Annotated in this window: 2 protein-coding genes; one reads left to right on the forward strand and one right to left on the reverse strand. The window is 40.6% G+C overall.

Going from position 1 to position 2,712, the window contains the following annotated elements; genetic code table 11:
• On the forward strand, positions 1-800 hold an 800-nt coding region (locus ACOVO2_RS05190), incomplete at its 5' end, for a 3-coathanger stack domain-containing protein (RefSeq protein WP_421768943.1).
• 71 nt (positions 801-871) lie between these two features.
• Here the strand turns inward: ACOVO2_RS05190 and ACOVO2_RS05195 are convergent.
• Positions 872-2,712: glycoside hydrolase family 127 protein (locus ACOVO2_RS05195; protein WP_421768944.1), on the reverse strand; the 1,841-nt coding region annotated here is incomplete at its 5' end.

Genomic DNA, 2,712 nt, shown 5'->3' on the forward strand with positions numbered 1-2,712 from the left:
GCGTTCCTGCGGTATTAAACTCGTTTCCTGATGCCGATAAAACTCGTTTTTGGGCATCTGGTCGTTTGCCTTTTACACTCACAGCCGATGTAAATATTCCGAATACCCCCTCTAAAAGAATAATGTTTATTGGTGTTCATGGTCGAGCAAATACTGGAACAACTCCCGCAGAAGCTTTGAGCAGATATAACATGAGAAAGTTTGATGTGGAAGCACTAAAAGATACACTTGATGCTCAATTCCCGACACTTCCAATTGTAATGATGGGAGACTTTAACGATGATATTGACTTTACAGTAGCAACAACAGCTGGTGTACCAAACAATCAGACAAGTTATATCGCTTATAATAATGACCCAACCAAATACAATATGAATACCCGTTCGTTGAGTGATGCTGGTTTAAAAAGCACAGTTGGTTTTAGCGATATGATTGACCATATTATTAGCTCGAATGAACTTACAACCGAATATATAGCTAACTCGGCAAGGGTGAGTAATGCAGAATCTTATATTACGAGTTATGGTTCGACAACCTCTGACCACTACCCTGTTATGTTACGCTTCAATTTGGCTGTAAATCCATGCGTTACGGTACTAAATTTGGTAAGCCCAGTCGATGATTACACGTCAGGCACTCAAATCAAGCAAGCATCAAGCACAAATGGAAAAATTACTGCTACCAATGCAGTAACTGGCACAGCAAACGCTACTTATCAAGCAAAATCGGTGGAGCTAAACGCTGGTTTTAAAGCCGATAGTGGTACTATTTTTAGAGCAGAAATTGGTGGTTGTAATTAATGAATGAAATAAATAATCAAAAAAGGGAATGCTTACGGCATTCCCTTTTTTGATTATCTCAAATTTAATATTTACTCAGTCATAATCTCCAAATTCTTGATTCGGGTAGGAAACCAAATTCTCATTTCTCCTTGCCCACGATTCGAGCGAGCGTAATACGGAATCAAAACTAAAGGTTGAGTTTTGGTCGAAACTGATGAATTATTTTCGATACTCAAGGCATTTGCCGAGCCTCTGAGAGTCATAACGCCATTCAATAAACTTGTCTGAAATTCTGTTGCAAAGTTCTGATTATCAGGCACTACCAAGTTAGATGTAAGTCCGTTATTATCAACAAATTCGGCACAGTAAACAATCGGGCCACGCTCAATCGCAATCTTACCGATATTATCTTTTACTTTTTCGTTGGCCACAACTTGCTTCACACTCATCGGCAAATTCATCATTACTTTATCGCCTTTTTTCCAAACTCTATCCACAATCATATAGCCATTTTCGATTTTGTATTCTAAAATCTGGCCATTTACATTCAACGATGGTTTCTCATTTGATTTATCTTTATATCGGTATAGGTCAGTAGGAAAAGCCTCATCTCTTGCCCAGCCCGGAATGCGGATATGTAGCGGGAATTTCAATCCATTTTTATTAGTTGGCTCGACCCCGATGATTACCATTCCATGCCACGGATATTCAGTAGTTTGCGAAATCGTTACGCTTTCTTTTGGTAAAACCTCCAAAGTTGTTGTGTTGCTCATAAACAAATTTACATATACTTGATTATCTTTTTGAGCATATACATAACTCGGAATCGAAGGCATAAAACGACAAATATTAGTTGGGCAACACGAACAGCCAAACCACGGAGAACGCTTGTTTTCGCCACTTAACTTACCTTTTTGGTAGTTATATTCCATCGGGTTTTCGTAGTTGAATGATTTTCCATCAAGCCCGATGCCGCTGATGAGTCCGTTATAGAGTGTTCGCTCTAAAATATCAATATACTTCGAGTCGCCGTACATCATAAACATTCTATGATTCCAGTAAACGCTCGAAATGGCCGCACACGTTTCGCAATAAGCCGCATGATTCGATAACTCATAATCAGGGCCGAAACCCTCCCAATTTCCTGCTTGTCCGAGTCCACCCGTGATGTAGGTTTTCTTCGAGAAAGCATTGTCCCAAATTTTATTGAGAGCCGTTAAATATTCCAAATTATTGGTCATTGAAGCCACATCGGCCATTCCTGCGTACAAATAACCAGCACGCACCGAGTGTCCGAGTGCTTCGGTTTGCTGCGTTACAGGAATATTATCTTGCCAGTAAGCTCCTGTCTGCCAGACAGTTGCATCTTTATCGCCCGTTTTCTTTTCGTATTTTCGTTGGCCTCGACAATCAATAAAAAACTTCGATAAATCAAGGTATTTCTGATTACCTGTCACTCGGTAAAGTTTTCCCAAACCAATTTCAATTACTTGATGCCCAGGGGCAACGGCCTTTTTCCCTGGCCCAAAAACTGTCAAAAGATGGTCGGCATTTTTGATGGCAATATCCAACATATTTCGCTTTTTTGTGGCCAAATAATGAGCCGTTGCGGCTTCGTAGAAATGCCCCATGTTATAGAGTTCGTGGCTCAATTCGTGTTCTTTTTCGTAGCGTTCCTTCCCAATCCACGGATGGGTTGTGTCGCCCATCGTGCGAGTAGTGTAAAGATAGCCATCGGGTTCTTGGGCTTTGCCAATGAGCGTAATGAGCGAGTCGATGTAAGTGTCGAGTTTAGCATCATATTTTACATGAAGCGAGTAAGCTGCACCTTCGATGATTTTGTAAATATCCGAATCATCAAACGGATAGGTAGTACAAAGTTTTCCTGTGTGAGCAACTGCTTGCTCGAAGTTTTTGATTCGTCCCGTTT

Source organism: Emticicia sp. (assembly GCF_049241225.1).
Classification (GTDB): Bacteria; Bacteroidota; Bacteroidia; order Cytophagales; family Spirosomataceae; genus Emticicia.